The organism is Streptomyces sp. NPDC088733 (assembly GCF_044751185.1).
Taxonomy (GTDB): domain Bacteria; phylum Actinomycetota; class Actinomycetes; order Streptomycetales; family Streptomycetaceae; genus Actinacidiphila.
Map to the genome: position 1 here is coordinate 70664 of NZ_JBIVLH010000018.1, position 21235 is coordinate 91898.

The 21235-nt window shown below is 74.7% G+C and carries 6 protein-coding genes; 5 read left to right on the forward strand and 1 reads right to left on the reverse strand.

The window, feature by feature from the left end:
* Positions 1–108 precede the first annotated feature (108 nt).
* The 5 genes from ACIP64_RS28655 (at position 109) to ACIP64_RS28675 (ending at position 20772) form a co-directional block, all read left to right on the forward strand.
* Positions 109–6444, forward strand: a complete 6336-nt coding sequence (locus ACIP64_RS28655) for an amino acid adenylation domain-containing protein (RefSeq protein ID WP_401592212.1) — start codon at positions 109–111, stop codon at positions 6442–6444.
* Positions 6441–7754, forward strand: a complete 1314-nt coding sequence (locus tag ACIP64_RS28660; RefSeq protein ID WP_401592214.1) for an ATP-grasp domain-containing protein — start codon at positions 6441–6443, stop codon at positions 7752–7754. Before ACIP64_RS28655 ends, ACIP64_RS28660 begins: the two co-directional genes overlap by 4 nt.
* A 94-nt stretch (positions 7755–7848) precedes the next feature.
* Entirely contained in the window at positions 7849–13182 is a 5334-nt protein-coding gene (locus ACIP64_RS28665) for an amino acid adenylation domain-containing protein (protein ID WP_401592216.1), read from the forward strand.
* 97 nt (positions 13183–13279) lie between these two features.
* Positions 13280–19723, forward strand: a complete 6444-nt coding sequence (locus tag ACIP64_RS28670) for an SDR family NAD(P)-dependent oxidoreductase (protein ID WP_401592218.1) — start codon at positions 13280–13282, stop codon at positions 19721–19723.
* Positions 19720–20772 carry a ketoacyl-ACP synthase III family protein gene (locus ACIP64_RS28675; RefSeq protein ID WP_401592220.1) on the forward strand — a complete coding sequence of 351 codons (1053 nt, stop codon included), beginning with the start codon at positions 19720–19722 and terminating at the stop codon, positions 20770–20772. The genes ACIP64_RS28670 and ACIP64_RS28675 overlap by 4 nt, the downstream gene beginning before the upstream one ends.
* 78 nt (positions 20773–20850) lie before the next feature.
* On the opposite strand, the gene ACIP64_RS28680 is transcribed toward ACIP64_RS28675, so the two are convergent.
* Entirely contained in the window at positions 20851–21204 is a 354-nt protein-coding gene (locus ACIP64_RS28680; protein ID WP_401592222.1) for a nuclear transport factor 2 family protein, read from the reverse strand.
* Positions 21205–21235: the final 31 nt, after the last annotated feature.

Sequence of the window (21235 nt, forward strand, 5' to 3'; positions counted from 1 at the left end):
TTCCGCTCCACCGGAAGCGCAACCGGAATCGCACCCGGAAGCGCACGTGCCGCTCACTGTGCCGGGAACCCTCTGGGCGAGCCCGGCGAAAGAACGAAGAAGAGGAACATGAGCAACACAGGCGACGGCCTGCGTGAACAGCTGACGGCGCGCTTCGCGGCCGGCCGCGAAGCCGTGGCCCGGGCAACGGCGCTCCCCGCGACCGCCGCCGCGGAAGGGCCTGCCCCGCTGTCGCCCGCGCAGCGCCGACTGTGGTTCCTCTCGCTGCTGGAACCGGACAGCGCGGCGTACAACGTGCCCGTGGTCGTGCGGCTCACCGGACAGGTGGACGAGCCGGCGCTGACCGGCGCCCTGCGGGACCTGGCCGAGCGGCACCGGGTGCTGCGCGGCGTCGTCGACGCGGACGGCCCCGAGCCGCTGGTGCGGACCCGCCCGGCCGCCGAGGTCCCGGTGACCGTCACCGACCTGGGCGCGGACGAGCTGGACGCGGCGCTCGCCGAGGAGACCGGCCGCCCGTTCCGGCTCACGGCAGAACCGCCCATGCGCGCCGTGGTGTTCCGCACGCCGGGCAGCTGGGTGCTGGCCATGACGCTGCACCACATCGCCACGGACGGCTGGTCCCAGCGCATCCTCATGGCGGACCTGGCGGCCCTCTACGCCGTCCGGCGCGGGGACGGCGAACCGCTGCCCCCGGCACCGCAGTACGCGGACCTGGCGCACGACAGGCCCGATGAGCCGGGTGCGCCGGGTGCGCCGGACGGGCTCGACTGGTGGACGGCGCAGCTGGCCGGGCTGCCCGCCGTGCTCGACCTGCCCACCGACCGCCCGCGGACCCTGGAATCGGCCTGGCCGGGCGCGGCGGCACCGGTCGCCGTACCGCCCGCGACCGCGGACCGGGTGCGCACGGTCGCCGCGGAGACCGGGGCCTCCCCGTTCATGGTGCTCATGGCCGCCTGGCAGGCCCTGCTCGGACGGCTCGCCGACACCACGGACATCGCGGTGGGCGTACCGCACGCGGGCCGCCACACCGAGGCGAGCGAGCCGGTTGTCGGCTGCTTCCTGGACACCGTCGTGGTGCGCACCGACCTCAGCGGCGAGCCCTCCGGCCGCGACCTGATCGCCCGCGTGCGGGCGGGCGCGCTCGACGCCTTCGGCCACTCCCGCGTCCCGTTCGAGCACGTCGTGCGGCGGCTCCGCCCCGAGCGGATCCTGTCGGCCACCCCGGTCTTCCAGGTGCTGCTCAACCTGTACGACGAGGTAGCGCCGCCCGCGCTGCCCGGCACACGGGCCGAGTGGTCGCACGTGCCGCCCCGCACGGCCAAGTTCGACCTCGGCATGGAACTCGCCGACTCAGGCCCGGGCCTGGGGCTGAACGGCCGGCTGGAGTACCGGCGCGACCTGTTCGAGCCCGGCACCGCGGACAGGATTGTGCGCTGGTTCCTCGCCCTGCTGGAGGCGATGACCCTCGACCCGGGACGTCCGGTCGGCGACATCCCCCTGGAACCGGCGACGGGTCCCGCCCTGGCGGGCCCGGCCGCGGAACCGGCCGAAGTGCCGGTCCACGTGCTCGTCGAACGCCAGGCGGACGAGCGCCCCGACGCGACCGCCGTGACCGCGGCGGACGGCTCCCTCACCTACCGCGAGCTGGATGCCAGGGCCAACCGGCTCGCGCACCGGCTCATCGCCCTCGGCGTCGTCCCGGACCAGCCGGTGGGCATCCTGCTGGACCCCGGGACCGGCTTCGCCACGGCCGTGCTGGCCGTCCTCAAGGCCGGTGGCTCGTACCTGCCGATGGACACGGCCTGGCCCGCCGCCCGCATCCACGCCATGCTCCGCACCGCGGGCGCCCGGCTGGTCGTGACGACGGGCGAACCCGCCGACCGCGTCCGCGGGTTCGCCGACGTCGTGGAACCCGGTGCCGCCTCCGACGCCTGGCCCGACACGCGCCCCGCCGTGCGCATCGGCTCCGAACACCTGGCCCACGTCGTCTTCACCTCCGGATCGACCGGCGCGCCCAAGGGCGTGGCCGTGACGCACGGCAACCTGGCGCACTGCGTGACCGGTCTGACCGCGCGTATGCCCCATGTCGCGGGCGGGTCCTTCGCGATCGTGTCCACGGTCGCCGCCGACCTGGGCCTCGCCTGCCTCTACGGCGCCTGGCTCACCGGCGGCACCCTCCACCTGCCGGACCGGGAGACCGCCACCGACCCGCGGGCCTTCGCCGCGTACCTCGCGCGGCACCGGGTGGACGTGGTCAAGCTCGTCCCCAGCCACCTGGCCATGCTCGCCCGCCACGGCGACCTGCCCGCAGTCCTGCCCGCGAAGCTGCTGGTCCTCGGCGGGGAGGGCTGCCCGTGGTCCCTGGTGGAGGAGGTCCGCCGGGTGCGTCCCGGTCTCGCCGTGCACACCCACTACGGGCCCACCGAGGCGACCATGATGTCGCTCGTCTGCGACGTGGACGAGGTCGCCGAGCAGGGGCGCACCGAACTGGTGCCGCTCGGCCGCCCGTTGCCCAATGTGACCGGCCTGGTCGTGGACCGCGCGGGCCGGCCCCGGCCGGCGGGCCTCCCCGGTGAACTGCTGCTCGGCGGGCCCGGCGTGTCCCGCGGCTACGTGGGGCGCCCGGACCTGACCGCCGAGCGGTTCGTGGACGGCCCGGACGGCGGGCGCTGGTACCGCACCGGCGACCTCGTCCGGCTGCGCGACGGCGGCGAGGTGGAGTTCCTCGGCCGCACCGACGACCAGGTCAAGGTGCGCGGCCACCGGGTCGAACCCGGCGAGGTGACCGCCGCGCTGCGAGCGCTGCCCGAGGTCGCCGACGCCGTCGTCCTGCCCGAGGGGGACGGGGACCAGCGGCGGCTGGCCTGCTGGGTCGTGCCCGCCCCCGGCCGCACGATCCGGGCGGACGCGATCCGCTCGCGGCTGAGGGAGTCGCTGGCCGCCCACATGGTGCCGGACGCGATCGTCGTGGTGACCGGCATCCCGCTGACCCCCAACGGCAAGCCCGACCGGGCGGCCCTGCGGGAGGCGCCGCGGCCCGTCGAGCCCGGGACCGCCCCTGCGGCACCGGCCTCGCACGCCGAGCAGGCGGTGGCCCGGGTCTGGGAGGCCCTTCTCGGCCTGCCCCGGGTCGGCGCGGCGGACGACTTCTTCGCGCTCGGCGGTCACTCCTTCGCGGCCACCCGGATGGTGGGCATGCTGGCCGAGGCCACCGGTTGCAGGCTGCCGGTGCGCGTCGTCTTCGAACGGCCGGTGCTGCGCGACCTGGCCGCCGAGCTGGAGCGCCGCACGGAGGGGCCGGCGGTGTCCGGGCCGGTGCCCCGGCGCCAGGACCCCGGCGCCCCGGTCCGGTTGTCGCCCGCACAGGAGCGGCTGTGGTTCCTGTGGCGGCTGCGTCCCGACAGCGACGCCTACAACACCAGCGTCGCGCTGCGGCTGGGCGGCCCGCTCGACGTCGAGGCCCTGCGCGCAGCGGTGTGCGACCTCGGCGCCCGTCACGAAGTGCTGCGTGCCGTCGTCGCCGAGACGGAGGCGGGGCCGGTGGCCGTACCGGCCGCCCCCGAGTCCCTCGCGATGCCCGTGACCGGGGCCGCCGCGGACGAGGTCGGTGCCGCCGTGCGCGCCGAGACCTCGCGCCCGTTCGCGCTGGACGCCGAACCGCCCCTGCGGGCCCTGCTGTTGCGGGTGTCCGCCGCCGAGCACGTCCTTGTGCTGACGGTGCATCACATTGCCGTGGACGCATGGTCGTGGACGACCGTCCTGGACGACCTGTCGGCCCTGTACGCGGCGCGGCGCGGCACCGGCCCCGCTCCGGAGCCGCTCACCGTCCAGTACGCGGACCTCGCCGAGTGGCAGCGCACCGGGCGCGACCGCGCGGACGCGGACGCGCACCTGGCCTGGTGGACGGCGCACCTGGACGGCCTGACCCCGGTCGCCCTCCCGGTGGACCGGCCGCGCGGCCCGGCGGCCGGCTGGTCGGGAGCGTCCGAGCCGGTCGTGCTCCCGGCGCATCTGGCCGTACGGCTGCGGAAGGTCGCCGCGGAACTGGACTGCACGCCGTTCATGGTGCTGCTGGCCACCTGGCAGGCGCTGCTGGCCCGGCTGGCCGGCACCGAGGACGTGCCGGTCGGCGTCCCGGTGTCCGGACGCAACCGGCCCGGCACGGAACGCATGGTCGGCTGCTTCGCCAACACCCTCGTGCTGCGCGGCGACCTGTCGGGCGACCCCACGGTCAAGGACGCGCTGCTGCGCACCCGGGCCCGGGTCCTGGAAGCCCTCGACCACGCCGAGACGCCGTTCGAGGAGGTCGTGCGCGAACTCCGCCCGGAACGCGACCCGGACTCGACCCCCCTGTTCCAGGCGGTGCTCAACGTCATCGGCCTGCCCGCGGCGACCGACCGGTTCGCCGACCTGGCGGCGACGCCGGTCGACACGGCGCGCGAGGCGGCGCAGACCGATCTCTCGCTCGCCCTGGTCGACGACGGCACCGGGTTCACCGGCACGCTGACCTACCGCACCGGCCTGTTCGACCGGGCCACCGTACGGCGCTGGGCGCGCTGGTACATCGCACTGATCGAGGCCGCGCTCGGCGAGCCGGACCGGCCGATCCTCGGACTCGACCCGCTCTCGGCCGCGGACCGCGCGGAACTGCGCTCGGCCGCCACGGGCCACGCCCTGCCGGAAGGCCGCCCGGCCACCGTCGTCACCGCCGTCCTCGACCAGGCCCGCCGCCGGCCGGACGCCGTCGCGGTCGTCGCGGCCGACGGCACGGTGGACTACGCCGAACTCGCCGCCTGGTCGGGGCAGGTCGCGGCCGTTCTCGCCCAGCAGGGCCTCCGGCCCGGTGAGCCGGTCGGCGTCTGCCTGCCCCGCGGACGGCGGCTGCCGGGCGCGCTGCTCGCCGTCCTGCGCGCGGGCGCGGCCTATGTGCCGCTGGACCCCGAGCACCCGTCCGACCGGCTGGCGCGCCTGGCCGAGGACGCGGGCGTGCGGTGCGTCCTGGCGGACGGCACCGCCTCCGCGGTGGCCGGCGCCCTGCCGGGCGTCACCGTGATCGACGTGACCGACGTGGACGAAGCCGCCGCCCGGGCCCTCACCGCCGACCTGCCGGAGCCCGATCCGCGGCAGGTCGCCTACGTCCTGTTCACCTCCGGCTCGACCGGGCGGCCGAAGGGCGTGGAGGTCACCCACGCCAATCTCGCCGCCTTCGTCGCCGCCCTGTCGGCGAGCCCCGGCATGACGGAGGACGACGTCACCCTCGGTGTGGTGCCGTTCACCTTCGACGTGTTCGGCTACGAGCTGTGGGTGACGCTCGCCAATGGCGCCCGGCTCGCCCTCGCGGACCGCGACACGACCGCCGACGGCCACGCCCTGGCCGACTGGATCGAGCGCACCGGCGTGACGGTCGCGACGGCGACCCCGACCGCACTGCGCCTGCTGCACACCGCCGACTGGGCCGACCGTCCCGCGATGCGGGTGATCAGCATCGGCGAACTGCTCGACCCCGTACTCGCCCGTGAACTCGCCGGGCGCGTCGGCGCGTTGTGGAACGCGTACGGGCCCACCGAGACCACGGTCTACTCCACGATCGGCCGCGTCGAACACCCCGCCGACGAGCACGCCGTCCCCATCGGCGGCCCCATCCCCGGTACGCGCGTCCACGTGGTCGACCGGTGGGGGAGACCCGCCCTGCCCGGCAGCGCCGGCGAGTTGTGGATCGCCGGCGCGGGCGTGGCCGACGGCTACCTCCACCGTCCGGAGCTGACCGCCGAGCGCTTCGTCACCGGCCCCGGCGGCGAGCGGTGCTACCGCACCGGCGACCTCGTCCGGTGGCAGGGCCGGCAGCTGGAATTCCTGGGGCGCACCGACCTCCAGGTGAAGGTCCGCGGCCACCGCATCGAACTCGGCGAGATCGAGTCGGTGCTCCGCGAAGACCCCGGCGTCGCCGACGCGGCCGTCGTCGTCGCGGGCCCCGACGGTGAGAAGCACCTCGTGGGCTACGTCGTGCCCCGCACGCCCGGGCACACGTCGTTCGAAGGCCATCTCGCCGCCCGGCTGCCCGACTACATGGTCCCGCGCCGCTGGGTGCTGATGGACGCCTTCCCCACCACACCCAATGGCAAGACGGACCGCGCCGCGCTGCCGGAACCCGCCGAGGCGGACCGGCCGGCCACGGCCCCGGAGTCGATGATGGAGCAGCTGGTGGCCAAGGTGTGGGGCGACGTCCTCGGCACCGACGCGATCGGACGCGAGGACGACTTCTTCCGGCTCGGCGGCGACTCGTTCTCCGCGACCCGGGTGATGGGCCGGCTCCGCGAGGCCCTGGGCCAGCGGCTGCCGGTGCGGGCGCTGTTCGACCGCCCGGTGCTCGCCGACTTTGCCGAGCACGTGGAGCTGACGATGCTCGACCGCCTCGCGGCCGAGCCGGACGGTGAGTCGCGATGACGGCGCCGAACACCCTTCCCGCGTACGGCTCATCGTGCCCTCTGGTCCTGGTGGGCTTCACCTACGCGTCCCTGCTCGCCGTGGGAGGCTTCGAGCCCGACGGCTCGGTGATCGTCGTCGAGGAACCCGACGTCGTCCGCAAGCGCGGGCTCCGCGACCAGGCGCGGGCCGTGCCCGTGATCCGCGAACTGATCGAGTGGCCCTACCAACGGGAAGGTGCCGCGGACGAGTTCTTCGACGCCCACCCCGATCTGGCCCCCGCGGCCGTCGGGCCCACGGGCGAGTACGCGACGTACTTCGCCGCGCGCTTGGCCGAGCGGTACGGGCTGCCCGGGACCGGCTCCGGTGCGGCACGGCTGCTGCGCGACAAGTCGCTGCTGCGGGAGGCCGCCCGCGGGGCCGGACTGCCCAACCCCGCGTCGCAGGCCGTGGCCAGTGCGGCGGAGGTGCGGGCGTTCATGGCGGCGCACCCCGGGCCCGTCGTGCTCAAGCCGGTCGACCTGCAGGGTTCCCTCGGTGCGCGCATCCTGCGGTCCGCCGACGAGGCCGACGAGGCCTGGTCCGGCAGCCTCGCGGAGTGCGCGGCCCAGCGGGACGGAGCCTCCATGCCGGACCGGGACGTCGCCGTCCGCATGGTGGCGGAACACCACGTCGGCGGCCGGCCCTTCAGCGTGGAACTGCTGGTCTCGAACGGCCGCGTGGTGTTCGGCAACGTGACCGAGGAGGTCATGTTCCCCGGGCCCCGGCCCGTCGAGCGCGGGCAGCTCGTCCCCGCCGAGCTGCCCGCCGATCTCGACGCCCTGCTGCGGGAGCAGACCGGGCGGATCGTGACGGCCACGGACTTCGGCACGGGTGTCGTCCACTGCGAGTGGATCGTCGAGGACGGCACGCCCTATCTGATCGAGTGCGCCGGCCGCCTGCCCGGCGACAGCATCGTCGACCTGATCGAGTGGGCCTACGACATCGAACTCGTCCGCGCCTACTGGACCCTGCTCAAGGGCCGCCCGCTTCCGCAGCCGCTGCCGCGGCACCCCAAGCGGGCGGCGGCCGTCCGGTTCACCCACGCCGCACCCGGCGTGGTGGAGAGCGTCGACGGACTGACCCAGGCCTACGCCGTCCCCGACGTCATCCACTGCGAGGTCCTGGTACGGCCCGGCGCGAGGGTCGAGACGCTCCGCAGCTCCCAGGACCGCAGCGCGTACGCCCTCAGCTGCGCCGCGACGCCCGCCGAGGCGGTGCGCCGGGCCGAGGAGGCGATCGGCCGCCTCAGGATCACCACACGGCCGCCGTCCGGCACACCCGGTCCCTGAGGCCCCGGTGCCGGACCTGCCGGAAGTTCACAGCACACACGCTTGCCGAAGGATGAACGCCATGGGAGCCGGGGCTCTCGGAGAAGACGCGCGCATGACCACGACCGACGCACGGGAACGCACCCGCGCGCTGCTGGAGCAGCGGCTCGCCGCCGCCCTCGCCGAACCCGCCGCCACCCTGCCGCGCCGCACCGACCCGTCTGCGCCGGTGCCGCTCACCTCCGCGCAGGCCCGGCTGTGGTTCCTCGAACAACTCGGCACCAGCGGTGCCGCGTTCCACGCCCGCGTCGTCCTGCGGCTGCGCGGATCAGTCGACGGGCAGGCCCTGCTCGGCGCCGTCCGGGACCTGGCCGAGCGGCACGAGGTGCTTCGCGGCCGGATCGAGGAACGGGACGGGGCACCCGTCACCGTCGTGGGCGGCGCCGACGACGTGCCGGTGCTCGCCGAGGACGTCGCGCCGGAACACCTGGAGGCGGCACTCGCCGCCGAGTCCGACCGGCCGTTCGACCTGGCGCGGCGGCCGCCGATGCGCGCCGCGCTGTTCCGGACCGGCGATGTCTCGGTGCTCGCGCTGACGTTCCATCACATCGCCATCGACGGCACGTCCATGGGCCTGATCCGTGCGGAACTGCCGCACCTGTACGCGGCAAGGCTCGGACTGCGCGAGGCCCCGGAGCTCCCGGCACAGCACACCGACCACGCCGCCTGGCTGGCCTCCCGCCCCGAACCGGCCGACGACCTCGACTGGTGGGAGGAGCGGCTGTCGGGCCTCGCGCCCCAGCTGAACCTCCCCGCCGACCGCCCCCGGCCCGCCGTCGCCGGCCCCGAGGGCGGCGAGGTCGACCTGGAGATCGCCGCCGACCGCGCCGAGCGGGTCCGGGCGCTCGCCGCGCGGACCGGCTGCACCCCGTTCATGGTCTTCCTCGCGACCTGGCAGGCACTGCTGTCGCGCATGTGCGCCACCACCGACGTGCCGGTGGGCGTGGTCGAGTCGGGCCGCCGCCACCCCGGCACGGACGCCATGGTGGGCTGCTTCGTCAACACCGTCGTCATGCGCACCGACCTGTCCGGCGACCCGACCTGGACGCAACTCCTGCAGCGGACCCGGGAGGTGGCACTGGACGCGTTCGCCCACGCCGACGTGCCCTTCGAGCGGCTCGTGGCCCGGGTGCGTCCCGACCGCAGCGCCACCACCGCCCCCATCGTGCAGACCCTGTTCAACTTCATCGTCCTGGACGACGAACCGTCCGCCTTCCCGGGACTGGAGGCGGACGCCGTGAGCAGACCCGTGCTCTCCGCCAAGTCCGACCTCCACCTCACCCTGGCCGAAGGGCCCGCCGGCTTCACCGGCACCCTCAACTACCGCAGCGACCTCTTCGACGCCGAGACCGTACGGGCCGTCACCTCCTGGTACGGCAACCTGCTGGCGCGGATGCTGGACGACCCCGAAGGGCGTGTGAGCGAGGCCGCGTTGGCGCCCACCGCCGACTCGGTGCTGCGCGGCCCGGTGCGCGAGGACCCGCCCCGCACCCTGCACCCGCTCGTCGAGCGGTGGGCCGACCGCACCCCCGACGCGCTCGCCGTCGTGGCCCCCGACGGACGGCTGACCTACGGCGAACTCGACCGCGCGGCCAACCGCATCGCCCACACGCTGATCGCCGCCGGAGTCACTCCCGACCAGCCCGTCGCCGTCCTGCTGGAACACTCGGTGGCGCTGCCCGCCGCCCTCCACGGCGTCCTCAAGGCCGGCGCCGGCTACCTCCCCCTGGACGCCATGTACCCCGCGAGCCGGATCGCCTCGATCCTGGGGACCGCGGGGGTCCGCACCGTGGTGACCGTGCGGGAGTTCGCCGACGCGGTCCGTGGAGAGGGCAGGCACGTCGTCGTCCTCGACGACCCGGACGTGCTCCGGGACCGCCCCGAGCACCGGCCCGACGTCCCGGTAGGCCCCGGCCACCTGCTGCACGTCATCTTCACCTCGGGGTCCACCGGAACGCCCAAGGGCGTCGCCGTGGAGCACGGCGGCGTGACGGACTACCTGGACGGCGTCCTGGAACGACTGGGCGAGGACGTCCACGGCGGCGTCTACGCCGTGATGTCCACCATCGCGGCCGACTTCGCCCACACCTGCTTCCACGCGGCCCTCACCACCGGCGGCACCCTCCACTTCGTGGCCCGCGAGACGGCCATGGACCCCGCCGCGCTGGCCCGCTACCTCGCCGGCAACCCCATGGACGTCATCAAGCTCGTCCCCAGCCACTTCGAACTGCTCGCCGCCCACGGCGACATCGGCGCCGTCCTGCCGCGCAGGCTGCTGATGTTCGCCGGCGAGGCACTGCCCTGGTCCATCGTCGAACGCGCCCGCGCGGCCCGCCCCGGACTGCGGGTGCAGAACCACTACGGGCACACCGAATCCACCATGGTCCGCACGGTCTGCGACGTCGACGACGTACCGGAGGGCCTGCGCGCCGGCATCGTCCCGCTCGGCCGCCCGATCCCCAACACCACCGGCTTCCTCGCCGACCGGGACGGCCGCCCGCTGCCCGCCGGCATACCGGGGGAGTTCCTCGTCGGAGGCCCCGGGGTCGCCCGCGGCTACATCGGCGCACCGGAACTGACCGCGCAGCGGTTCGTGACCGCGGACGGGCAGCGCCTGTACCGCTCGGGCGACCTCCTGCGAATGCGGCCGGACGGCTGGGTGGAGTTCCGCGGCCGCGTCGACGACCAGGTGAAGGTGCGCGGCTACCGGGTGGAACCGGGCGACGTCGCCGAGGCCCTGCGCGGGCTGCCCGGAGTCGCCGAAGCCGTGGTGCTGCCCGTCGGCGAGGGGCGGCAGCAGGGCCTCGCCGGCTGGGTCGTGCCGGACCCCGGTACCCGGCTCGACTCCCGCGAGGTCCGTACCGGACTGCGCGACCGGCTGCCCGAGTACATGGTGCCCGCCACCCTCACCGTGCTCGACCGCTTCCCGCTCACACCGAACGGCAAGGTCGACAGGGCCGCCCTGCCGCGCCCCGCCGCACAGGACGCCGGGGACCGCGTCCTGCCCGGCACCCCCACCGAGCACCGTCTCGCCCAGGTGTGGGCACAGGTCCTCGGACTGCCCGCCGTCGGCATCGACGACGACTTCTTCGCGCTCGGCGGCGACTCGTTCACCGCCGTCCGTGCCGTCCGGGCCTGCGACCCCGGCCTGCGGGTCATCGACATGTTCACCCGCCCCACCGTGCGTGAACTGGCCGCACACCTCGACGCGTCCCACACCGGGCAGGGCCGTCTGCTGCACCGCCTGAGCGGGTCGCCGAACCCCAGGGCCACGGTGGTCTGCGTCCCGTACGGCGGCGGGTCCGCGGCCGTCTACCAGCCGCTCGCCGCGGCACTGCCGGACGATCTGGCGCTCCTCGCCGCCGAGTTGCCGGGACACGACCCCGCCCGCCCCGCCGAGGAGTTCCTGCCGCTCGACGAACTCACCGAACGGCTCGCCGCGGAGATCGAGGCGACCGTCGCAGGGCCCCTGGTCGTCTACGGGCACTCCGTGGGATCCGCCGCCGCCGTCGCACTCGCCCGCAGGCTGGAGGCCGCCGGACGAGACGTGCTCGGCGTGGCCGTCGCGGGCAACTTCCCGTCCGCGCGGCTGCCGGGACGCACGTCCGCCTGGGTCAACCGCGTCCTGCCGCTGGAGCGCTGGGCCTCCAGCCGGCACTACCGCGACGTCCTGCGCACGACCGGCGGAATCCTCGACGACATGGACGAGGCGACCACGCGGACCGCGCTGCGCGCCATGCGGCACGACTCGGCCGAGGCCCGTGCGTGGTACGCCAGGGAACTGGCCGCGCCGCGCGCCGCGCTGGCCGCGCCCGTCCTGTGCGTGGTGGGCGAGGCCGACCGCTCGACCGAGCTGTACCAGGAGCGCCACCGCGAATGGGGGGCCTTCGCCGACCGGGTCGAACTCGCCACCATCCCCAAGGCGGGGCACTACTTCCTGCGGCACCAGGCGACTGCCCTCGCCGCCCTGCTCGCGGCCCGGATCACCGACTGGACCGAAGGACGCCTGCCCCGGCCGCTCGCCGGGACCGGCGCCGCGCGGCCCACCGGCCTGCGGGCCTTCTACACGGTCGCCGCCGGGCAGTTCCTGTCCATGCTGGGCGGCAGCCTCAGCATGTTCGCGCTCGGGGTGTGGGCCTACCAGCGCAGCGGCCGCGTGCTGGACCTCGCGCTCGTCACCATGCTCGCCACCCTGCCCGCACTCCTGGTCACCCCGGTCGGCGGAACGGTCGCCGACCGGGTGGACCGCCGCCGCGTCATGATCGCGGCCGACGGCACGAGCGCACTCGCCATGGCCGCCCTCGCGGTGCTCCTGGCCACCGGCCGGATGTCCCTGGCGGGCGTGTGCCTCATCGTGGCCGTCACCTCGGTCGCGACCGCCTTCCACCGGCCCGCGTACCTGGCGGCCACCGCCCAGCTGGTGCCCAAGCCCTATCTGCCGCAGGCCAACGCGCTCGTGGGCCTCGAACTCGGCTTCGCCACCGTGGTCGGCCCGCTCCTGGGCGGCGTGCTCGTGGCGTTCGCGGGCGTGTCCGGCGTCGTGGGCGTGGGGGTGGGCGCGTTCGCCGCGGGCATCGCGTCCCTGCTGGCCGTCCGCTTCCCCGACCGCATGTTCCCCCGCCGGCGGGAGTCCTTCGGGCGGGCACTGACCGGGGGCTGGCGCTTCGTCGTCCGGCGCAGGCCGCTGCTGCTGCTCGTCGGCTTCGCCGCCGTGCTCAACCTCTTCGCCTCGGTGGTCTTCGTCGCGGTGCAGCCACTCGTGCTCTCCTTCGCCGGCACCGCGCAACTCGGCCTGGTGACGACGGTGGGCGGCGCGGGCGGCGTGCTCGGGGGACTGCTGATGATCCCCTGGGGCGGCACCAGGCGCCGGGCCATCGGCATGATCGCCGCCACCCTCGGCGTGGGCGCGGGCACGGTGGTGATGGGCCTGCACGCGTCCCTGCCCGTGGTGGCGACCGGCCTCGCGCTGCGGATGGGCGCCATGGCCGTGATGAACGCCCACTGGCTGTCGATCATCCAGGTCAAGGTCGGACAGGAACTCCAGGGCCGGGTCATGGCCACCAACGTCATGCTCGCGCTCGCCACCCAGCCGATCGGCTTCCTCGCGGCGGGCCCGCTCGCCGACGGCGTGTTCGCCCCCGTCCTGCGCGGCCATCCGGCACTCGGCGACGTGCTCGGCACCGGTCCCGGACGCGGCATGGCCCTGCTGATGATCGTGTGCGGGCTGTGCATCGCCGCCTGGGGCACCCTCGGCCTCGTCCACCGGCCGCTGCGGCGGCTCGAGGACGACCTGCCCGACGCGACACCCGACGCCGAGACCGAGCACGACCTGGACGCCGTCCAGGAGCGGGCGGACCGGCGGTTGGCCGTCACCCGGCGCCAGGACTGAGTCCGCAGCCCCGCCCCCGAGCCCCCAGCAGCAGTCCGGACAGCACCACTCCGCGTGGCCTCCCCGAGGCCACCCACCCAGACACGAGGAACAGACCGTGCCCGTGCACGACAAGCCCAGCCGCACACCGGAGCGGGAGCCGGCCGAACCCGTCGCCGTCATCGGCATGGCCGGCCGGTTCGCCGGCGCCGACACCGTCGACGAGTTGTGGGCGCTCCTGCGCGACGGCACCGACGCGATCACCGAGATCCCCGCCGACCGCTACGACGTCGGCCCGCACTACGACCCCACCCCGCGCACCCCCGGCCGCACCGTCAGCCGGTGGGGCGGCTTCGTCGGGCAGGTCACGGACTTCGACGCCGGCTTCTTCGGCATCACCCCGCGCGAGGCCGACAAGACGGACCCCCAGCAGCGTCTGCTGCTGGAGGTCGCCCACGAGGCCCTGGAGGACGCGGGCGTCCCGCTGTCCGCGCTGGCCGGCTCCGACACCGGCGTCTACATCGGCCAGATCGGCGACGACTACTGGCACGTGCAGCGCGCCGCACGGGACCGCTTCGACCTGTACGACATGACGGGGGCCGGCCTGCGCGCGACCACGTCGGGGCGCCTGTCCTTCGCCTTCGACCTCCGCGGCCCCAGCCTCACCGTCGACGCGGCCTGCTCCTCGGGCCTGGTGGCGGTGCACCACGCCGTGCAGGCACTGCGCTCCGGCGAATGCCGCATGGCCGTCGCGGGCGCGGCCCACCTGCTGCTCCAGCCCGACATCGGGGTCGCGTACTCCAGCGCGGGCATGCTCGCCAAGGACGGCCGCTGCAAGTTCGGCGACGCCTCCGCCGACGGCTTCGTCCGCAGCGAGGGCATCGCCGCCGTGATCCTGAAGCCCCTCTCCCAGGCCCTGGCCGACGGGGACCGCGTCCGCGCCGTCCTGCGCGGCTCCGCGGTGGGCAACGACGGCCGGTCCGGGGGCTACATGGTGGCCCCCGCGGTCGAGGGCCAGCGCGACGTCCTCGTGCGCGCGTACGCCGACGCGGGCGTGGACCCGGCCGACGTGGACTACGTGGAGGCGCACGGCACCGGGACCCCCGTCGGCGACCCGGTCGAACTCCAGGCGCTCTCCGAGGTCCTGGGCACCGGCCGGCCCACCGGCCGCCCCGCGCTCGTCGGCTCGGTCAAGACCAACATCGGGCACAGCGAGGCGGCGGCGGGCATCGCCGGGCTCATCAAGGCCGTGCTCTGCCTCGAACACCGCGTCGTCCCGGCGAGCCTGCACTTCCACGAACCCAGCCCCGCCGTCCCGTGGACGACGCTTCCGCTGACCGTCGCGACGGGGAGCACGCCGCTGCCCGACACCGGCAGGCCCGCACTCGCGGGCGTCAACAGCTTCGGCATCTCCGGCACCAACGCCCACGTCGTCCTGGAGGAACACGTGCCCGCCCCCGCGCCAGCGGACGACCCGGCGCAGGAGCGCCCGGAACTGCTCACCCTCTCCGCCGCGACCCCCGAGGCGCTCAAGGCGCTCGCCGCGTCCGTCGCACGGTTCCTGGCCGGCGAGGACGGCCGCGCGCACCGGCTCCGCGACATCTGCCACAGCGCGGCTCTCCACCGTTCCCACTTCGACAGCCGGCTGGCGCTGCCCGTCTCCTCGCACGAGGAGGCCGTACGGGCGCTGACCGCCTTCACCCAGGACGACCCCGAACCCTCCCTGTCCTGGTCGGAGTACACCGACCCCGCCCGGCGCCCCTCGGTCGCGTTCGTCTTCCCCGGCCAGGGCTCCCAGTGGATCGGCATGGGCCGTGAACTGCTCGACGGCGAGCCGGTGTTCGCCCGAGCCATGCGGATGTGCGACGCCGCGGTCCGGGCCGAGACCGGCTGGTCGGTCATCGACCTCCTGCGGAACGGCCGCGAGGAACGCCTCGCCGAACTCGACGTCGTCCAGCCCACGTTGTGGGCCATGGAGATCGCCCTTGCCGAGGTGTGGCGCTCCTGGGGCGTCGAGCCCGACGTCGTCATCGGCCACAGCATGGGCGAGTCGGCGGCGGCGTACATCGCGGGAGCCCTGAGCATCGAGGACGCCGCGGCCGTCATCTGCCGCCGCAGCCGGATCGCCAAGCGCCTGGCCGGCCGCGGCGCCATGGCCGTCGTCGCGCTGCCCGCCGACGAGGCGGCCCGGGCCCTCGCCGGCCACGAGGACACCGTCTCCGTCGCGGCCGCCAACAGCCCTTTCTCGACGCTGCTCGCCGGGGACGCGGACGCCCTCGCCGAGGTCCTGGCGGCACTCGACACGCAGGGGACACCGAACCGGCTCGTCAGGGTCGACTTCGCCTCGCACTCCCCGCAGACGGACGCGCTCCGCGACGACCTGCTGGACGCGCTGAAGGACCTCACCCCGCGCCGGGCCGTCGTCCCGATCCACTCGACCCTGCTCGGCGAGGTCGTCGACGGCACCGGCATGGACGCCGGCTACTGGGCCAGGAACCTCCGGGAACCCGTCGACTTCGTCGGCGCGGTGCGCCGCCGACTCGACACCGGCGACACCGTGTTCATCGAGATGAGCCCTCACCCCGTGCTGGTCAACGGCGTCAAGGAGACCGGTCGTGCCGCCGGCCGCGAGACCACCACCGCGGTCGGTTCGCTCCGCCGCGACGAGGGCGAACGCACCGCCCTCTTGGCGGCGGCCGCGAACCTCCACACCGCAGGAGTGCCGCTGGACCTCGCGGCCGTCGTGGACGGCGGCCGCCGCGTGCCGCTGCCCACGTACCCCTGGCAGCGCACCCGGCACTGGACGCCCGCTCCCACGGCGCCCGCGCGACCCCGGCTCGACACCGCGTCCGGCCACCCGCTCCTGGGGACCCGTACGGCGGCCGCGGGCAGCACCACCACCTGGGAGGGCCCGCTCGACCCGCACCGCAACGCCTACCTGGCCGACCACCGGATCCAGGACACCGTCATCGTGCCCGGCACGGCCTATCTCGAACTGCTCACGGAAGCCGCCCGTCAGCTCCTCGGTGACGGACCGGTGGCGCTGACCGACGTCCACTACCGCCAGGCCCTCTACCTCGACGGGAACGGCCCCGCCCCCACATTGAGGGTCAGCGCCGTCGACGGTGAGGAAGGCCTGGAGCTCCAGGTCCTCGGCCGATCCGCAGGCGAGGCCCAGTGGGTCCTGCACGCCGAGGCCACGGCCCGCGCCCTGCACGAACCGGACCAACCGGCTGCCGTCGACCTGGCGGCCGTCCGGAAGACGCTTCCCACACACCAGAACGCCGCCGAGTTCTACCCCTACAACGCCGAACGCGGCAACCAGTGGAACGGCGTGTTCCGGGGGCTGGCGGAACTGTGGCGCCGGGACGGCGAGGCGCTGGCACGCGTCGAGAGCCCCGAAGGACTGCGCGCCGCCCTTGCCGAGCACCACTTCCACCCCGCGCTGCTCGACGCCGCCTGCCATGTGATGACCGCTGCCCGTCCGCGCACGGTGGCGGACACCGAGAGCGTCTTCGTCTTCGGCGGCATCGACGAGTACCGCTCCTACCACCGGCCCGGCCGCGAGGTGTTCAGCCACGCCCGCCTGGTCCCGACCGCGCGCGAGGACTCCTTCGCCGCTGACATCCGCGTCGCCGACCCCACCGGCCGCCTCCTCGCCGAGATGCGCGGTGCCCGAATCCAGTACCTCGCCGGCCACGCCCCGGCACTCGAGGAGGCCCCCGTGAACGCCGCCCCCGTACGCTCACCCGCCCCCGCCCGGCCGGAGGACGACCTGGACAGCCTGCTCCACGAACTCCGGTGGACGCCGCTGCCCCGCACCGTCCCTGCCACCACGCCCACCGGCCGCGGAACCTGGGTGCTCCTCAGCGACAGCGGCCCCTTCGGACGCGCCGTGGCCAGGGGACTCGCCGCCGAGGGCCAGGACACCGTCGTCGTGACCGCCGCCGCGAGCTACCAGGCCGCCGGCGACCGGTACCGCATCGACCCCGCCGACCCCGCGCAGTACGCCGCGGTCCTGGACGACATCGCGGACCGCGGCCCGCTCCGGGGCATCGTGCACCTGTGGTCCCTGGACGCGACAGCGGGACGCGAGGCCACGGGGAAGGAGATCGACCGGGCCCAACTGCTCTCCTGCGGCAGCGTCGTCCACCTCGCCCAGGCCCTGACCGCCAGGGAACACCCCGGCGCCCCGGGCCTGTGGCTGGTCAGCCGCCACGCCCAGCGTGTCGCCCCCGAGGACCGCCACGTCGCCCCCTTCCAGGCGCTGCTGTGGGGCCTGGGACGCACCCTCGCCGCCGAGCACCCGGAGCTGCGCACACGCCTGGTGGACCTCGACCGCAACCTCACGAGCGTCGAGGCCCTGGTCGCGGACCTCCTCGGGCCGGACGACGAGGACCAGTTCGCGCTGCGGGACGGCACGCGCCGAGTCGCCCGCCTGGTCGCGCGCGGCAAGGCCTCCGCGGAGCCGGGACCGACGGCGGCCGTGCGGCTCTCCCTTCCGCGGCCGGGCACCCCCGGCGACCGGTGGCTGACCCCGTTCACGCCGCCCGCGCCGGGGGCGGACGAAGTCGCCGTCCGAGTCTCGCACGCCGCCCTCGACCACCCCGACGCCCCCTCCGGCGAGGACCCGGCACTGGGCACGGGCTGCTCCGGGACGGTCGTCGCCGTGGGGGCCGGCGTGCGCGACGTGGCCGTCGGCGACCTGGTCGTCGCCCTCGCCGAGAACGCGACGGCCTCGCACGTCGTTACGAAGGCGGTCCTGACCGCGCCGCTGCCCAGCGGTGTCACGCCCGCCGAGGCGGCCGCCCTGCCGAGGGCCTACCTCACCGCGTACTACGCGCTCCACGACGTCGCCCGCGTCGGGAAGGGCGACCGCGTACTGGTGCGTTCGGCGAGCACCGGAGTCGATCTGGCCGCGGTCGACGTGGCCCGATGGCTGGGCGCGGACGTCCACGCCGTCGCCACGAGCGCGGACGAGCGGCAGCGGCTGACGGAGCGTGGCGCCCGGCACGTCACGGACCGCACGGTCACCGGCGGACCCGGATTCGACACCGTCCTGAGCACGGCCGCACGCCGCCGTGCCGACCTCGCGCTGGCGGCACCCTACGGCCGCTTCGTGGAGCTCACCGGACCCGAAGACGTCGATGCCGCGCCCTTCGACCGGACCCTTCCCGCACCCAACCTCTCCCTCCACGCCGTCGACATCGCCCACCTGATGCGGTATCAGCCCGGGCGTGCGGGCTCGGTGTTGCGGGCCGTCGCCGAAGTCGTCGGCAAGGGGGAGCTCTCCCCGCTGCCCCACCGCGAGGTCGGTGCCGCCGAAGCCGGCCGGATCATCCAGCGCACCGGCACGTCCGGTCAGCGCGGCGTCCAAGCCGTCATCGCCTTCCCCGACGAGGTGCTGCCCGCCGCACCGCGCCACCGGGAACCCGTGTCCTCCGCACCCGTGCGCCCCGCGGGTACCTACCTCATCACCGGTGGCGCGGGAGGCATCGGTGCACGGCTCGCGTCCTGGCTCGCCGACCAGGGAGCCCGCACCCTCCTCCTGACCGGCCGGACCTCCCTGCCCGACCCCGGCCCGCTGCGCGACCTCGCGGGCCGGGGCGTCGACGTCGAGTACGCGGCCGTCGACGTGGCCGACCACCAGGCCATGCGGGCGCTCCTCGCCGACAGGGCCCACCGGGGCAAGGCACCGCTGCGCGGCGTGTTCCACGCGGCCGGGACCTACGACTCCGTCCCGGTGACCGACACCACCCCCGAGCACCTGAAAGCCCTCCTCAGCGCGAAGGTCTCAGGAGCCTGGAACCTCCACCGGCTGGTGCAGGACATGCCCCTGGACATGTTCGTCCTGTTCTCCTCCGGCTCCTCCGTCCTGTCATCGCCCCTGCTCGGCGGCTACGCGGCCGGCAACGCGTTCCTCGACGCCCTCGCCCACCACCGGCTCGCCGCCGGCGCCCCGGCCACCTCGGTCAACTGGGGCTACTGGGACGGCGTCGGCATGATCGCCCGCCACGAGGAGGACACCGGCCGCAGCCTCGTCCCCCACGGCATGGCGAGCTTCTCGCCCGACGAGGGGCTCGGCGTGCTGGGCGGCATCCTCGCCGAAGGCAGTTCGCACCGCGTCGTCCTGCGGATCGACTGGCCGTCCTGGGCACGCGTCCATCCCGAGGCGGCCCATGTCCCGCTGCTCGGCGAACTCCTCGACCGCGCCCCGGCGCGGCCCGCCCCGGCGCGGACGGCACCACGTCACATCACGCCTGTCCCCGCACCCCGGGACGAGACGGATCCGGGGGTCGTCGAAACGGTGACGAAGCTGGCCGCCGCCATCCTCGGCCTGAACCCGGAGCGGCTGAACGCGAGCCGGCCGCTCAGCAGGATGGGCATGGACTCGATGATGGCGGTCCAGCTCAGGAACGAGATCGACCGCCGCCTCAAGGTCAAGCTGCCGATGGTCAAGGTCCTCCGCGACAGCTCCGTCGACTCCCTGGCCCGGGCCGTCGCCGAAACGAAGGCCGCCACCACGGCCGACCACGCGCCGGAAGGAGCGTCCTCGAAGTGAAGACACCCGACCTGTACATCGCGGGACTCGGCGTCCATGTCCCCGCCGTCCTGGACGCGGGCAAAGCCGTGGAACTGGGCCTGTACGACCCCGAGGACCACGAGTTCCAGGGGTGGACCGGAGCCGCCGTCGCCGGCGACACACCGCCGCCGGACATGGCCGTGCTCGCGGCACGCCAGGCGACCGGACGCGCCGGCAGCCACCCCCACGACCTCGTCCTCCACATCCACGCCTGCATGCACAGACAGGGGCCCGGGGGCTGGTCGCCCCAGCACTACATCCTGCGCCACATCACCGACCAGGACATCCCCTCCTACCAGGTCAGCCAGGCATGCAACGGCCTGATCGGCTCCCTCGAACTCGCCGCCTGCTACCTCCGGGCCGTCCCCGAGCGCGCCGCCGCACTCGTCACGGGCGCCGACAACCTCAGCACCCCGCACTTCAACCGCTGGGCATCCCTGGAGAACGGCGTCCTCGGCGACGGGGCGAGCGCTGTCGTGCTCACCAAGGAACCGGGCTTCGCCCGGCTCCTGTCGATCAGCAGCGGCTCCACCGCCGAGGTCGAAGAGCGGTTCCGCGACGAGGAGTTCCCTCCCGTCACGGCAGTGGACGCGGACGCCGAGGACCGGCCGGCGGCGGCCGTGCCCGAGGACGAGGCGATCTCCGAGGCCGTGGGACGCCAAGGGGAACTCCGGACGGAACTCGCCCTGCGCACGATCGCCGAGGCGGGCCTCGACGTCGCCGACATCACCCGCGTGGCGCACATCTTCACCGGCCGCGAGAGCTACCTCAAGGGCATCCTCGCCCCCATGGGCCTCCGCACCGAGCAGGGGCTGCTCCAACTCGGGCGCCGACTCGGGCACATGACGGTCAGCGACCAGATCGTGGGCCTCAACCACCTCGTCGAAACACGCGAAGTCGGCCCGGGCGACCACGTGCTGATCGTGGCCCACGGCGGCGGCGTCTCGATCACGTGCGCCGTCGTCCGCATCGAGTACCTCCCGTCCTGGGCCACCGGCCGGCCCTCCGCGGTGCCCGCGGACGCGTGACGCCGCATCGCCGGCGAACGCGGATGCCCTCGGCGCAGGCCGCCGAGGGCTGGGCCGTGTTTGAGAACGTGACGGTAGTCAGGCGGTGAACATGGTCAGGATGGTGGCGATCCTTCCGTGGCGGACGGTGATGACGTCGATTCCGTGGACGGCGGAATTGCCGGGCGCACCGAAGGCCCAGGCAAGAGCTCCGGTGCGGGAGCCGGCGTAGCGCATGCCGTCCTCGGTGAACTCGAAGTCGGCCGGGGCCTCGGCGAGGAGGGTGGTGACCTTGCCCTCGATGGCGTCGCGGCCGGTGGTGACACCTTCTGGGTCGGTGAAGACGACGTCCTCGGTGTAGATGCGGTCGATGGCCGCGCGGCGGGACACGGGGTCGCGGTTGCCGAAGACTTCGTGCAGGTTGGCTGCGAGCAGGTCGGTCACGGGGTGCATGGCGATTCCTTCAAGGACGGCCGGGGCGGAC

Coding starts and splice junctions, on each gene's coding strand:
- ACIP64_RS28655 (WP_401592212.1), top strand. CDS start 109: ATGAGCAACACAGGCGACGGCCTGCGTGAACAGCTGACGGCGCGCTTC.
- ACIP64_RS28660 (WP_401592214.1), top strand. CDS start 6,441: ATGACGGCGCCGAACACCCTTCCCGCGTACGGCTCATCGTGCCCTCTG.
- ACIP64_RS28665 (WP_401592216.1), top strand. CDS start 7,849: ATGACCACGACCGACGCACGGGAACGCACCCGCGCGCTGCTGGAGCAG.
- ACIP64_RS28680 (WP_401592222.1), bottom strand. CDS start 21,204: ATGCACCCCGTGACCGACCTGCTCGCAGCCAACCTGCACGAAGTCTTC.